General features: G+C 72.4%; 12 protein-coding genes. 3 read left to right on the forward strand and 9 right to left on the reverse strand.

Translation table 11 applies throughout. The features are described from left to right. Positions 1-88: 88 nt before the first annotated feature. On the reverse strand, positions 89-1,135 hold the full coding sequence (locus FREUN1FDRAFT_RS07890; protein ID WP_006539465.1) for a hemolysin family protein: 1,047 nt from the start codon (positions 1,133-1,135) through the stop codon (positions 89-91). Further along, positions 1,132-2,427 carry a hemolysin family protein gene (locus FREUN1FDRAFT_RS07895; RefSeq protein WP_006539466.1) on the reverse strand — a complete coding sequence of 432 codons (1,296 nt, stop codon included), beginning with the start codon at positions 2,425-2,427 and terminating at the stop codon, positions 1,132-1,134. Before FREUN1FDRAFT_RS07895 ends, FREUN1FDRAFT_RS07890 begins: the two co-directional genes overlap by 4 nt. 537 nt (positions 2,428-2,964) lie before the next feature. Here FREUN1FDRAFT_RS07895 and FREUN1FDRAFT_RS39570 point away from each other — a divergent pair. Further along, positions 2,965-3,714, forward strand: coding sequence for a DUF4232 domain-containing protein (locus FREUN1FDRAFT_RS39570; protein WP_006539467.1), 750 nt, complete (start codon positions 2,965-2,967; stop codon positions 3,712-3,714). A gap of 197 nt (positions 3,715-3,911) precedes the next feature. On the opposite strand, the gene FREUN1FDRAFT_RS07905 is transcribed toward FREUN1FDRAFT_RS39570, so the two are convergent. The 5 genes from FREUN1FDRAFT_RS07905 to FREUN1FDRAFT_RS07925 form a co-directional block, all read right to left on the reverse strand. Beyond that, positions 3,912-4,124: a hypothetical protein gene (locus FREUN1FDRAFT_RS07905; protein ID WP_006539468.1), complete on the reverse strand. Its 213-nt coding sequence runs from the start codon at positions 4,122-4,124 to the stop codon at positions 3,912-3,914. Between the two features lie 492 nt (positions 4,125-4,616). After that, the gene (locus FREUN1FDRAFT_RS07910; RefSeq protein WP_255348197.1) at positions 4,617-5,372 is read right to left on the reverse strand and encodes a sulfite exporter TauE/SafE family protein; all 756 of its coding nucleotides are present in this window, start codon (positions 5,370-5,372) and stop codon (positions 4,617-4,619) included. Between the two features lie 97 nt (positions 5,373-5,469). Then, positions 5,470-6,582 (reverse strand): CaiB/BaiF CoA-transferase family protein, encoded by a 1,113-nt coding sequence (locus tag FREUN1FDRAFT_RS07915; RefSeq protein WP_006539471.1) that lies wholly within the window; start codon positions 6,580-6,582, stop codon positions 5,470-5,472. 98 nt (positions 6,583-6,680) lie between these two features. After that, entirely contained in the window at positions 6,681-7,874 is a 1,194-nt protein-coding gene (locus FREUN1FDRAFT_RS07920; protein ID WP_006539472.1) for an acetyl-CoA C-acyltransferase, read from the reverse strand. Positions 7,875-8,093: 219 nt separating this feature from the next. Next, the gene (locus tag FREUN1FDRAFT_RS07925) at positions 8,094-8,594 is read right to left on the reverse strand and encodes a pyridoxamine 5'-phosphate oxidase family protein (protein ID WP_006539473.1); all 501 of its coding nucleotides are present in this window, start codon (positions 8,592-8,594) and stop codon (positions 8,094-8,096) included. A gap of 79 nt (positions 8,595-8,673) precedes the next feature. Here FREUN1FDRAFT_RS07925 and FREUN1FDRAFT_RS07930 point away from each other — a divergent pair, with 79 nt between their 5' ends. Further along, the gene (locus FREUN1FDRAFT_RS07930; protein ID WP_006539474.1) at positions 8,674-9,687 is read left to right on the forward strand and encodes a YafY family protein; all 1,014 of its coding nucleotides are present in this window, start codon (positions 8,674-8,676) and stop codon (positions 9,685-9,687) included. Between the two features lie 21 nt (positions 9,688-9,708). On the opposite strand, the gene FREUN1FDRAFT_RS47360 is transcribed toward FREUN1FDRAFT_RS07930, so the two are convergent. Continuing rightward, positions 9,709-9,837, reverse strand: a complete 129-nt coding sequence (locus FREUN1FDRAFT_RS47360) for a hypothetical protein (RefSeq protein WP_255348195.1) — start codon at positions 9,835-9,837, stop codon at positions 9,709-9,711. A 338-nt stretch (positions 9,838-10,175) separates the two neighbouring features. Further along, on the reverse strand, positions 10,176-10,709 hold the full coding sequence (locus FREUN1FDRAFT_RS07940; protein WP_006539476.1) for a hypothetical protein: 534 nt from the start codon (positions 10,707-10,709) through the stop codon (positions 10,176-10,178). A gap of 340 nt (positions 10,710-11,049) precedes the next feature. Between FREUN1FDRAFT_RS07940 and FREUN1FDRAFT_RS07945 the strand changes: the two genes are divergently transcribed. Continuing rightward, positions 11,050-12,930 carry a GAF domain-containing protein gene (locus tag FREUN1FDRAFT_RS07945; RefSeq protein ID WP_006539477.1) on the forward strand — a complete coding sequence of 627 codons (1,881 nt, stop codon included), beginning with the start codon at positions 11,050-11,052 and terminating at the stop codon, positions 12,928-12,930. Positions 12,931-13,032 lie beyond the last annotated feature (102 nt).

Here is a 13,032-nt window from a genome sequence, read left to right on the forward strand (position 1 = left end):
GTCCCTGAGCTTCCGGCTCAGGGACACACCGCAGCCGCACGCGGGCGGACCCGCACGCGGGCGACCCGCACGCCGCCCGCGGCCGGCCTCAGGCGGGCTGGTGGGCCGCCTCGTCGCGGATCTCGCCGACGAGCTCCTCCAGGATGTCCTCCAACGCCACCAGCCCGAGGATGCGGCCGGTCTCGTCGGAGAGCCGGGCCAGATGCGACCCGGAGCGCTGCATTGTCGCCAGGACCGTGCGCAGGCTCTCGTCCGCGCCGACCCGCACCAGCGGCCGGATCCACTTCGGCGCGACCGGCGCGGACCTGCGGTCCTCACGGTTCTCCAGGACGTCCTTGAGGTGCAGGTAGCCGACGAGGTCGTCGTCCTCGCCACGGACCGGGAAACGGGTGAAGCCCGTGTCGGCGGCGAGCTGCTCGACCTCCCGCGGCGTGACCGTGGGTGCGACGGTGACCAGTGCCTCCGGCCGGAGCAGCACACTGCGGGCGGTGCGCTCGTCGAAGGACAGCGCGCCGGTGAGCAGGTCGTGCTCGTCCTCGGCCAGCAGGCCCTCGCGGTGCGACTCCTCGATGAGCCCGGCCACCTCGTCGCGGGTGTAGACGTTGGTGACCTCGTCCTTCGGCTCCACCCGCAGTGCCCGCAGGGTGAGGTTCGCGACCAGGTTGAGAGCCGAGATCACCGGCTTCACCGCCCGCACCACGGCGACCAGGGGCGGGGTGAGCAGCAGGACCGCCCGGTCCGGCAGGGCCAGCGCGAGGTTCTTGGGAACCATCTCACCGATGACCACATGCAGGTAGGTCACCAGGGTGAGCGCGATCGCGAACGCCACCGGATGCCGCATCGAGGTCGGCAGCCCGACCGCCTCGAACGGCGCCTCCAGCAGGTGCGCGATGGCGGGCTCGCTCAGCGCGCCGAGGCCGAGCGTGCACACCGTGATACCGAGCTGGGCGCCCGCGAGCATCAGCGACACGTGCTCCATGGCGTGGAGCGTCACCTTGGCGGCGCGCGAGCCGGCCGCGGCCCGCGGCTCGATGGTGTCCCGCCGCGCGGAGATGAGCGCGAACTCGGCGCCGACGAAGAAGGCGTTGCCGGCCAGAAGCACGACCGTCACCGCCAGCGCGATGACGTCGTTCATCGGCCGGCCCCGAGCCTGATCCGGTCGACCCGCCGACCGTCCATCCGTTCCACCTCGTAGCGGATGCCCTCGAGCGTGATCGTGTCGCCGGCGCGGGGGATCCGCCCCAGCGTGCGCGACATCAGGCCACCCAGTGTCTGGTACGACTCGTCGGCCGGGATCCGCAGGCGGGTGACCTCGCTGGCCTCCTCGGGCCGCAGCAGGCCGGAGAGCAGCCAGGTGCCGTCCCGGCGGCGCAAGGCCCGGGGGCTGACGCGGTCATGCTCGTCGATGACGTCGCCGACGATCTCCTCGATGAGGTCCTCCGCGGTGACCAGACCATCCGTCCCGCCGAACTCGTCCACGACGATGGCCATCTGAAGACCGCCCGACCGCAGCGTCTCCAGCAGCGGGTCGAGCGGCATCGAGGACAGCACGGTCACGGCGGGGACCATCGCCTCCCGCACCGTCGTCGTGTCGCGCAGCTCCTCGGGCACGCTCACCGCGTGCTTGACGTGGATCAGCCCGACGACGTCGTCACTGCCGTCCCCGATGACCGGGAACCGGGCGTGGCCGGTCCGCCGGACGGCGTTGATCACCTCGCTGACCGGTGCGTCCGCGTCGATCGACTGCATGCGCATGCGGGGTGTCATGACGTCCTCGGCCACGCGGTCACCGAAGGTCAGCGAGCGCTGCATGAGCGTCGCGGTCTCCCGGGGCAGGGTGCCGTGCTCGGCCGAGCGCCCGAGCAGGGAGAACAGCTCCTGCGGCGATCGCGCCGAGGCGAGCTCCTCCTGGGGCTCGATGTTGACCCGCCGCAGCAGCGCGTTCGCGGTGCTGTTCAGCGAATGGATCAGGGGACGGACAGCCCGGGTGAAGACCCGCTGCGGGCGCTGCACGGCCCGCGCCGTGCCCAGCGGCCTGGCGATCGCCAGGTTCTTGGGCACGAGCTCCCCGTAGAGCATGGTGAACGCGGTCGCGAGGACCAGGGCGAGAGCCACGGAGACGCCACGTGCGACGCCGTGGGAAGCCCCGAGGCTCGTGAGCGGGCCTTCAAGTAGATCTGCGATGGCCGGCTCGGCGAGGAAACCTATGGCCAGGTTCGTGATGGTGATACCGAGCTGTGCCCCGGAGAGCTGGGTGGACAGCTGCCGCAGCCCGGTCAGCACCCCGGCCGCGGACCGGTCGCCCGCGTCGGCGGCACGCTCGACGGAAGGTCGGTCAACGGTGACGAACGCGAACTCCGCGGCTACGAAGACGCCGCAGGTCACCACCAGCACAATACTCAGGAGCAGAAGGAGCGCCTCTGTCACCGATCGACCCCCGCGGGCGCTTCCCTACGCGTGGGTCGGCCGGAACTACATCCGGCATCGTCGGTACTGTTCATGATCCCTTCCGTCGGGTGGGACGCTGTCGGGCCCGACAGTCGCCCAGCTGTTTGCCTACCCCCGTCAAGCCGGTTCAACGCCTGCCGGGTGCGGACCGTTTCACGATGGCCTGTGGGATGTGTGTCGGTCCAGGGGGCCACCGTGTGGTACGGCGGGTACTGGCGGGGCCCCGGGCGCATGATTGCTCACCATCCGCACCGAGCACCAGCCCGAAGCGCGACCGCCGCCTGCGGCTCGCACGGACCGGCTCACCCGCGGACCGGCTCGCGCCGCGGGACCCGCTCGATGGGCGCTCGGCCTCGGATGGGCTCGGCCACGCAATGGTGCGCTTCGTCACTGTCACGGTCGGCGACGAGACCGCAGGTGTGGCGGCCCTGGGAAAGGGGAAGGTGATCGGTGCCCGGGAACATCGTTTCCCGGGAGTTCGGAACGGGCCCAGATCGGGGGATCCGGGAGGGCGTCATGCGTCTTTCTCCGCTTTCTCCGCGCATCCTCGAATCGTCCGCCTCGCGCCGGCCGGAAATGCCGTCGGAAAGGTGCGGGGCGGGTTTCCACGTCCTGGCCTCGACCGGGATGGCCGCCACGCTCGCGGTGGCAGTTTTCGCGGTGGCCGGTTTCGCCGGAATGGCCGCGGCCGGTGACGTGCCGGGCGGCGGCATTTCCTGCGACTCGGGTGAGCTTCGCGCCGAAGTGACGGACGTCCAACACGGCGCGGGTCAGACGTACGCCGAGCTGAGCGTGGTCAACGTCGGGCGGCGGTCCTGTGAGCTGCGTGGCTACCCGCTGGTTTTCCAGGTCGACGAGGCCGGCGACGGGCTCGGCCCGGCAGCCGTTGCCCAGGGTCCGGTCGGGCCGCCGGTGCCGCTGGCGGTCGGCGGACGGGCGCAGGCCGGTCTCGCCATGACCGCCGCCGGGTTGTTCCCGAGCTGCCCGGATGCACCGGCCAGGCCGGCTGGGCTGCGCGTCGTCCCTCCCGGTGCAACAGGTCCGCTGCCGGTGGACGGCTTTGCGGGGCTGCTCCCGTCGGGCGGTGGGCTCGCCGCGGACGGTGGGCTTCCGTCGGACGGTGTTGCCGGGCGTGGGTCAGCGCCTGGGCCTGCGGCTGGTCCCGTGGCTGCCGGGCCTGGCTCGGTGGCCGCCGGCGTGGGCTGTGCGGCCACGGTGTTGACCGAGCTGCGGGTGACGACGTTCTTCTCGGCATCGGGCGGCTGAGATCCGCCAGCGGCGCTGGCCGGTGCCGTCTCCCGCCGTGCGCGGAGGTGGGAGACGGCACCGCGCACGGGCCGCCACGGCCGCGCCGCCGGGTCCCGCTCGGCGAGCACCTGCCAGTCGGCCGGCCACACAGGGCCGCACGACCGCACGGCCGGCGGCGTGCCGGCCAGCGGCGTGGGTCGCGTGGCAGTGGACGTCTATCGCGGGGTCAGGCCGATGGAGTAGAAGATGGCCAGCGGCCAGGCCAGTGTCGCGACCACCGCGGTGAAGAAGTGGCGCAGGGTGGCACCGTCCCAGTCGGTGACGTTCCAGTAGTCCTGGCTGATGGTGACGATGAGTCCGATGGCCAGGTAAAGAAGAAATCCGAGGCTGACGCTGCCGTAGGTCCGAGTGCGCACCCGGGTTGCCATCGGGCGCTCCTTCCGTAAAGGGGGAATATCCGCTGAGCCGCCAAATACCCGGATGTATACGGGATAACCTTCCGGATGTGCCGCGGTTCCCGAGCTGCCACTTCGACCGGGCTGCCGCTGTGACTGGCCGCTGTGACTGCTTGCTGCCGGGTGGTGCCCGTCACGAAATCACGTGGACCAAGATCGATAGTCGGGAGTGTGCGGCTGGGATCGCCACCGCTCGAAGATCATGGGCTTTTCGTCGTCCCGACGACCACGATCCTCATCTCTTGCCTGGTCGCAACGGCTGTCCGGGGTGCGGCCCGAGGTCACTGTTGGAAGATCATGAAATTGTGGTCGTCCTTACGGCCGGGATCCTCGATTCTTGCTCAGCAGCAACGGCTTCCCGAAGCTCGGGATGATGCTGCGGGCTCTGGCGCGACCGGAATCCTCAACTCCTCGGGCCCACCTCGACCGGTGGCGAGGAGAACAGGGGCCGGGCCGGGCTGGGCTTCAGCGGTAGGCGTCGAGAGCCAGGGACACGGCCAGGCCGACCGCCGCGGCCGCGATGATCCAGCGCAGCAGCTCGGCGGGCAGCGCCCGGACGATGCGGGGGCCGATGGCGCCGCCGGCGAGCAGCCCGGCGGCCAGCGGGGCGGCCGCCGTCCAGGCAACCGATCCCACGACGGCGAACAGGACCGCGGCGACCGCGTTGGAGAAGCCCGACGCGACGTTCTTCACCGCGTTCACACGGGCCAGCGGCTCCGGGATCATCACAGCCATGATCGCCAGCAGGGCGACGCCGGCACCCGCGCCGAAGTACCCGGTGTAGATCGAGACGCCGAACACGGCGGCCAGCAGGCCGGGGCCGCGGGGGCCGGCGGCGGTGTCACCGGCCGCCGGCCGAAGGCGAGGCGAGAGCACCAGGAGCACCGCGGCGCCGACGATCAGCCAGGGCACGACCAGTTCGAAGGCGCGGGCCGGGGTGGTCATCAGCAGCACCGCGCCGAGGGCCCCGCCGGTGAGGGTGGCGGCGCCGAAGCGGGCGACCCGCCCGCCCTGGCCGGCGAGCTCGGTACGCGAGCCGAGCGCGGCACCGAGCGCCACGAACAGCAGGGCCGCGGTGTTCGTCATGTTCGCGGTCCGTGGCTCCAGGCCCACGGCGAGCAACGCCGGATAGGAGACGAGGGACGCCAACCCCGCGACGGTGCTGGTGATGCCCGCGAGGATCCCGGCGCCGAGGAGCAGCGCGACGTCCGCCGCGTTCAGGCGGCTCTCACCTCGACGTGGATGGGTCGGATGTGCGTGATCCGGGAACGAGTGATCCGGGTGCGGGTGATCCGGGTGCGGGTGAGTCGGATGCGGGTCACCCGGCCGGCGGTGCGCTCGCCCATTCGGCCAGGACGGCGTCCGGCTCGCCGTAGACCGCGCGGGGGGGTACGGGCGTGGGGCTGCGGGAGAAGCGGGGCGCGGGCGCGGCCTGGGGGACCCCGTCGACGTCCACCACGGCGCCGCGGGCGGACATGTGCGGATCCGCCGACACCTCGGCCAGGCTCAGGACCGGCGTGACACAGGCGTCCGTCCCGTCGAAGCGCGCTGCCCACTCGTCGCGGGTGCGGGCGGCGAAGGCGGTGGTGAAGGCCTCGCGCAGCACCGGCCACCCGGCCGGGTCGTTCTGGTCCGGCAGCTGTGCCGCGTCCAGGTCGAGGCCCTTGAGCAGCTCGGCGTAGAACTGCGGTTCCAGCGGTCCGACGGCGACGTGGCCACCGTCGGAGCAGGTGTAGGTGTCGTAGAAGGGCCGGCTGCCGTCGAGCAGGTTGGACGCCCGCTCGTCGGACCAGTCGCCGTAGCCGTGCCAGTCGCCCATGGCGCGCCAGGCCCACATCATCTGCAGCAGGACGCTGGTTCCGTCCACGATCGCCGCGTCGACGACCTGGCCCTGGCCCGAACGCCCGCGTTCCAGCAGCGCGGAGAGGATCCCCACCAGCAGGAACATCGAGCCGCCGCCGTAGTCGCCGACCAGGTTCAGCGGCGGTGCCGGGCGTTCGTCGGCGTTGCTGCCCATGGCGTGCAGAGCACCGGTCAGCGAGATGTAGTTGATGTCGTGGCCGGCGCGGTGCGCGAGCGGACCGGTCTGGCCCCAGCCGGTCATCCGGGCGTAGACCAGCCGGGGGTTGCGCGCCAGGCACTGCTCCGGGCCGAGACCGAGCCGTTCGGCCACTCCGGGCCGGTAGCCCTCGATCAGCACGTCGGCCCGGGCGATCAGCTCCGTCGTCTGCGCGAGGCCCTCGGGGCTGCGCAGGTCGACCCGCAGCAGGCGCCGGCCGCGCAGCAGCCAGTCGTCGGGGCCGTCGCCCAGGTTCGGCCGCTGCACGCGGACGACGTCCGCGCCGAGGTCGGCGAGGATCATCGCGGCGTGCGGCCCGGGGCCGATACCCGCGAGCTCCACGACCCGCAGCCCGCTCAGCGGACCGGACACACTGCCTCCCCGAACAACCTGGAGTAACTGGAGCAACGCCAAACCCGACGCCAGACCCGAACGGTCTCGAACGGCCCCGAGCGGCCCGGAAAACGAACTTACAGGCGTTCGATGATCGTCGCGTTGGCCATGCCGCCGCCCTCACACATCGTCTGCAGACCGTAGCGCCCGCCGGTGGCCTCCAGGTAGTTGAGCATCGTCGCCATCAGCTTGACCCCGGAACCGCCGAGCGGGTGGCCCAGCGCGATCGCGCCACCGCGCGGGTTGAGCTTCGCCGGGTCGGCGCCGAGCTCCTTCGCCCAGAACAGCGGGACGGACGCGAACGCCTCGTTGACCTCGTAGGCGTCGATGTCGTCCAGGCTCAGACCGGAGCGCCTGAGGATCTTCTGCGTCGCCGGCAGCGGCGCGGTCAGCATGTACAGCGGGTCGTCACCGGCCAGTGCGAACGAGTGGAAGCGGGCCCGTGGCCGCAGGCCCAGCGCGGACGCCTTCGACTCGCTCATGATCAGTGCGGCGGACGCGCCGTCGCTGAGCGGCGAGGAGTTGCCCGGGGTGATGTGCCAGCCGATCTGCGGGAAGCGCTCGGCGTACTGCTCGGTGTAGAACGACGGCTTGAGCCCGGCGAGCCCCTCGGCCGTGGTCGACGGGCGGACGGTCTGGTCGACGGTGTGGGTGAACGTGCTGCCGTCCGGGGCGACCGCCTCGAACGGGATGATCTCGTTGTCGAAGCCACCGGCCGCGGCGGTCGCCGCCGCTCGCTGGTGCGACCGGGCGGAGAACTCGTCGAGCTCCTCGCGGGTCAGCTTCCACTTCGCCGCGATCAGCTCGGCGCCCACGCCCTGGTTGGCGAGGCCCTCGGGGTAGCGCGCGCGCATGCCCGGCCCGGACGGATCCCGTCCCACCGAGGCGAAGCGCATCGGGACCCGGCTCATCGACTCGACGCCGCAGGCCACGACGACGTCGTAGGCGCCGGCGATGACGCCCTGCGCGGCGAAGTGCATGGCCTGCTGGCTCGAGCCGCACTGCCGGTCGACGGTGGTCCCCGGCACCGACTCGGGGTAGCCGGCGGAGAGCACCGCGTTGCGGGCGATGTTCGCCGTCTGCTCCCCGGCCTGGCTGACACAGCCGGCGATCACGTCGTCGACGATCGCGGGGTCGATGTCGTTCCGGGTGACCAGCGCCTTCAACGTCGCCGCGAGGAGCTCGACGGGGTGGATCTCGGACAGCGCTCCACCGGGCTTGCCTCGCCCGGAAGCGGTGCGCACGATGTCGACGATCACTGCGTTTTCCACGGCACTCCTCAACCAGAAGCTGGCGCGGGCCAACCGGAAGCCCGGAACGGGCCAGCCGGAAGCCAGTACGGAACGTACGGAACATTTCCGCTCGTCGCGGTCGCTCGTCGCGGTGGTTCGGCGCGAGCGACACACCCGCAAATCGAACGTATGAGTACGCCGTTCTCAGGGTCAAGAAATGCCGTTGCGGACCGGCGGTGCCCGGACGCACGGTGTGGGCTATTCCTCCCGGGCCGGCGCGTCGTCGTTACCACGGCGCAGAACGCGCAGGCCACGGCCGTCGGGATGCCAGCTCTCGACTATCAGCTCGTCGCCGGCAACCGAGATCCGGACGACTTCGGTGACCTCCACCCGGAACAGGTCGAACGGCGTCGGTGGCTTCACCTCGTCGACGAAGCTCCGCAGCGTGCCCGGGTCGGTGACCGGCACGGCCCGGCCGGCCACCCGGGCATCACCGTCCTGCATGTCGGCGCCAGGGCCCGGGTTCGCGTGCAGCGCGAACCGGGGCTCCCGGATCAGGTCCGCCGACTTGCGCGCACCCGGCATGCCGCCGAGCCACAGCTCACCCAGCAGAAAGTTCGTCTCGATGCCGCTCACCCGAGGTGATCCGTCCGCGCGCACGGTCGCCAGCACGTGGTGGCGGTAGGCGGCGAACCGCTCGCGCACGGCCCGCCCGAAGTCCGGTTCCGCCGTCTCGAACTCGTTCCAGCTCACAGTCATGGCCCAAGCCTCACCCCGAACGGTGACATCTGCTGTCAGGGATCGGAGCTACCTTCGCCGGGTGCGATCCAGCCGCCTGATGGCCCTCCTGCTGCATCTCCAGTCCCACGGCGGGGCCACCGCCGCCGATCTCGCCGCCCGGTTCGAGGTGTCCGTCCGCACCGTGCGGCGTGATGTCGCCGCGCTCGCCCAGGCGGGCGTGCCGGTGTGGTCCGAGCCGGGGCCGCGCGGAGGGATCCGCCTGGTGGAGGGATGGCGGACCCGGCTGGACGGGCTGACCGGCGACGAGGCGTCCGCGCTGCTGCTGGCGGGGGCCGGCGGTGACGCGCTCGCCGGCCTCGGGCTGGACGCCGTCGCCGCCGCCGCGCGGGGCAAGGTGCTGGCGACCCTGCCCCCGCAGCTGCGCGTCCGGGCCGGGCAGGTCGGCGAACGGTTCCACCTGGACGCGCCGGGCTGGTTCACCGACACGGAGCCGGTGCCGTGCCTCGCCGCCGTCGCCGCGGCGGTCTGGGCCGGGCACCGGCTCGACATCCGGTACGGCCGGCCGGAGAGAACGGATGTGCCGGACAGAACGGATCGACCGGACAGGGCGGACCGGACGGACCGGCTGGTGCGGCGCCAGGTCGAGCCGCTCGGGCTGGTCCTCAAGGCGGGGGTCTGGTACCTGGTCGCGGGCCAGGACGGTGACATACGCAGCTACCGCGTCGCCCGGATCGCCGCGGCGGAACCGGTGCCCGGCCCGCGGGCGAGCTTCACCCGGCCCGCGGACTTCCGGCTGGACCGCTGGTGGGCCGCATCGAAGGAGGACTTCGTCCGGTCCCTGCACAGCTGGCCGGCGCGCCTGGCGCTCACCGCGCTCGGGGAGCGGATCCTCGCCGGGGTGCTGGATCCGCTCGTCGTACGGCGGGCCCTGGCCACGGCCGGCGTGCCCGACGCCGACGGCTGGCGCGAGCTGGACGTGTGGTTCGAGGGCCCGGAAGTCGCCGAGTCGCAGCTGTGGGCGCTGGGCCCGCACGTTCGGGTCGTCGCCCCGGCATCCCTGCGGGCCGCGCTCGCGGGCTCCGCCCGGCGCAGCGCGGCGATCAACGCCTGAGCCCCGCCGGATGGGGGGCGATCAGGCGGGACGGACGACCGGGTCGGTGGTGATCTGGCGCGGGAGGGTCAGCAGCCGCCCCGGGGCCCGTTCGTCGTCGCGGCGCCAGTAGCCGCCGTCCGCGCACAGCCCAGCGTCGACGGGCGGCACACAGTGACCGTCGTCGCGGTGCGCATCAAACCCTTCGCTTCCCACAAAGGTCTCGTGGCAGGTTGGGCAGTGCGCAGCGGTCAGCGCCGTCCAACGCACATCGCAGCGACCGCATCCGATGAGTGTCGGACGGTCATAGTCGATGTCGCGGCCGCGCAAGAGCCGCCCCCCTCGTTGTTCGCCGGACGAATCCGCGCCTTGGATGGTCAGGCACCGTCAGGTCGATTCTTTACGCCCGCCCCCTGGTGCGGACCGCAGATGCGGCATCGACCGTAACGATTTGCCGGGCCGGTCCACCATACGGGGGTGCCGGAGGTGCGAATCCGCTTCCCGGCTGTTCAGTGGGCACGGAGCTCCTCAAGCGGTGAAAGGCTGCTGGGTGACGGCGGCCGGACGGGGTGCCAGCCCGGCTCGGAATAGGCCTCGCCATGTTGCCAGGCGACAAGGACGGCATGGTCCAACCTCTCCAGCCCCGCGGGGAGGCCGGCGAGCGACCGCCAGCACGCCTGCCCCGGCCGTCCTGCCGGCTCCCGCGCCGTCGTCGCCGCTGCCACTGCCGTCGCCGCTGTCGCCTTCTCTGCGCTCTCCAGCAGGAAGTAGAGGGTCATCTGCTCCTCACCTCCGATCCGGTGGTGCGCCGTGTGCGCCAGTGTGAGCGCCGCCCCGTCGGCCAGCGGTGCGGCCGCGTCGGCCGCCAGCCGCAGCGCCGTCTCCCGGGCCGGCTCGCCGAGCCGCAGTGAGGCCGCGGGCAGCCGCCACTCCGGCGTGGGTGAGCCTTCCGAGGTGCCTGACATGATCAGGAGAACGGTGCCGGCGACGACCACCATCAACCGCAGGTCAACGGGAAGGCACAGCGACCGCGTGGGATACAAGGCTGGCTCCGAAGGCTGGCTCCGCTGGAGGTCGGACACTGTCGGGGCGCGCCAGCCCGGACCGATCATCCGGGTTTGAAGGTGCACGTGCAAGAGCCGGTGCGTGGATTGGCCGGAAGAGCCGTGCGGCCCGGATGGTGCCCGGGGGTGCCGGAAGGCCCGACCGGATGGGTCCTTGTGGCACCCGTCTCGGTAGCTGTGGCCGGTGGTGATGACCAGCGTCTCCGGCGGTCCGCGCCGTCCGGCCAGGTCATGGCGGGGCCGCCATGGTCACCCAGTGCGATGGCTGGGCCGATGATCGAAGCTGTGCTTCCCTGATGTTCGATAGCGTCTGTAGACCATGGACCCGTGGCTCGAGGGCGCCTGTGGTGATAACAGCCCTGGCGACGACACCGACGGCGGGTCGCTGGAGACACCGCGGCTGCTGGGGATTCGACGACTCCGGGAGCTGCTGGACGGGCGGGAGGCCGGGGAGATGATCGACAGTGAGAAGCTCCTGGACGCCCCGGCTCCGCTCCCGGTCCCGGACTCGTTCGGCGAGGCCCCGCCCACCCAGGCTGGCCGCCTTGAGCTGGACGAGCTGATGGTCCAGCTGGTCGAGCGGGCCCACGAGGTGATGACCACCCAGGGCCGGCTGCGCAGCCTGCTGCGGGCCCATCGCGCGGTCGCCGCCGACCTGAGCCTGGAGGTCGTGCTCCGCCGGATCGCCGAGGCGGCCTGCGAGCTTGTCGACGCCCGCTACGGAGCCCTCGGCGTGATCGCCCGGGACGGGCGGATGGAGCAGTTCATCCACGTCGGAATGGACGCCGACCTGGTCCGCAGGATCGGCCACCTGCCGCGCGGGGAGGGCGTGCTCGGCCTGCTGACCGCCGACCCCCGGCCCGTCCGCCTCGACGACATCGCCGCGCATGACCACGCGGTCGGGTTCCCGCCGGGGCATCCGCCGATGCGGACCTTCCTCGGCGTGCCGATCAAGGTCCGCAGCGAGGTCTTCGGCAACCTCTACCTCACCGAGAAGCGCGGCGGGCGGCGGTTCACCGCGCAGGACGAGGAGCTGGTCCTCGCCCTGGCCGCCAGCGCCGGTGTCGCGATCGAGAACGCGCGGCTGTTCGGAGCGGCGCAGCGGCGCCAGCAGTGGCTGCAGGCGTCCGCCGACATCATGCGCCACCTGCTGGCGGACGGCGCCGAGCCGCTGGCGCTGATCGTCGGGCGCGCCCGGGAGGTCGCCGACGCCGATCTGGCCTGCGTGCTGCTGGCGGACGAGGTCACCGGGGAGCTGCTGATCGAGGCGGCCGACGGCCTGGCCGCGGACAGCCTGGTCGGCCAGGTCGTCCCGACGGAGGTGACGCTGGCCGGCAGGTCGGTCGCCGACGGCCGGCCCGTGCTCGTCGACGACGCCACCCTGGAGCCGGGCAGCTCCGGGCTCGGCGCGGTCGGCATCGGGCCGATCATGGTCATCCCGCTGGTGGGCACGCAGACGCGGCCGGGCGCGGTGGTCCTGGCACGGGAGACCGGTGGCCGGCCGTTCGCCGACACCGACCTCGACATGGCGGCGACGTTCGCCGGGCACGTCCAGGTGGCTCTCGGCCTGGCCACCTCCCGTGCCAACCGGGACCGGCTGCTCGTCCTGGAGGACCGCGACCGCATCGCCCGCGACCTGCACGATCATGTCATGCAGCGGCTGTACGCGGTCGCGCTCGGCCTGCAGGGCATGGCCGCGGCCGAGGACCGCGCGCCGGCGGCGGGCCGGCTCAGCACCTACGTCGACGACCTCGACGCGACCATCCGGGAGATCCGTTCGACGGTGTTCGAGCTGCGGGGGAGGCGGTCCAGCGGCGGGGCGGGCGTGCGTGCCCGGCTGGTCGAGATCGTGGAGGAGGTCGGCGAGGCCCTCGGGTTCAGCCCCCGGCTGCGGGTCGACGGACCGCTCGACTCCGTGCTGTCGGGCAAGACCGTCGACCACCTGCTGGCCGTCGCGCGCGAGAGCCTGTCCAACGTGGCCCGGCACGCACGCGCGAGCCGGGCTGAGCTGTCGGTGACGGTCGGGCAGGGCTGGCTGCGCGCCGAGGTCACCGACGACGGGGTCGGTCTGGGGGACACCAGCCGGCGCAGCGGCCTGGACAACCTCCGCAGCCGCGCGGAGGAGCTGGGCGGAACGTTCGACATCGCCGCCGGCCCGTCCGGGGGCACCCGGCTGCGCTGGGCGGTTCCGCTGCGCTGACCGGTTCCGCTGCGCTGTCCGGTCTGCTCGGTCGGCCCGGTCTGCTCGGTCGGCCCGGTCTGGCCGGCTGCCCGGTCTGGCCGGCCGGCCGGCAGCGCCGGG

It is taken from the genome of Parafrankia sp. EUN1f (genome assembly GCF_000177675.1).
Taxonomy (GTDB): Bacteria; Actinomycetota; Actinomycetes; order Frankiales; family Frankiaceae; genus Parafrankia.

Excerpts from the sequence above, each read along its gene's own strand:
- FREUN1FDRAFT_RS07925 (WP_006539473.1), bottom strand. The coding sequence starts at position 8,594 with ATGACTGTGAGCTGGAACGAGTTCGAGACGGCGGAACCGGACTTCGGG.
- FREUN1FDRAFT_RS07930 (WP_006539474.1), top strand. The coding sequence starts at position 8,674 with ATGGCCCTCCTGCTGCATCTCCAGTCCCACGGCGGGGCCACCGCCGCC.
- FREUN1FDRAFT_RS39570 (WP_006539467.1), top strand. The coding sequence starts at position 2,965 with ATGCGTCTTTCTCCGCTTTCTCCGCGCATCCTCGAATCGTCCGCCTCG.
- FREUN1FDRAFT_RS07905 (WP_006539468.1), bottom strand. The coding sequence starts at position 4,124 with ATGGCAACCCGGGTGCGCACTCGGACCTACGGCAGCGTCAGCCTCGGA.
- FREUN1FDRAFT_RS07890 (WP_006539465.1), bottom strand. The coding sequence starts at position 1,135 with ATGAACGACGTCATCGCGCTGGCGGTGACGGTCGTGCTTCTGGCCGGC.
- FREUN1FDRAFT_RS07945 (WP_006539477.1), top strand. The coding sequence starts at position 11,050 with ATGGACCCGTGGCTCGAGGGCGCCTGTGGTGATAACAGCCCTGGCGAC.